This is a genomic window from Vibrio sp. DNB22_10_4, from assembly GCF_052879755.1.
The window spans coordinates 1-214 of sequence record NZ_JBNNXW010000158.1; the positions used below are offsets into that span (position 1 = coordinate 1).

Annotated in this window: 1 protein-coding gene; it reads left to right on the forward strand. The window is 44.9% G+C overall.

Annotated elements, in window-relative coordinates; translation table 11 throughout:
- Positions 1–214, forward strand: a 214-nt coding sequence (locus tag ACVA6Q_RS25070; protein ID WP_446649281.1) for a cadherin-like domain-containing protein, incomplete at both ends; no start/stop codon positions are given.

Here is a 214-nt window from a genome sequence, read left to right on the forward strand (position 1 = left end):
ATGACATACCAGTAGCAGGCTCAACAACATATTCAGTCGATGAAGACGGCATAATCACCATCTCTGATGAACAGCTTATAGCAAACAGCTCTGACGTAGAAGGCGAAGTCGCGGTCGATGATGTCTCTTACTCAGGCACAGACGGTATTTTCACTGACAATGGTGATGGTACCTACAGCTTTGCACCAAATGAAAACTTCAACGGTAATGTCAG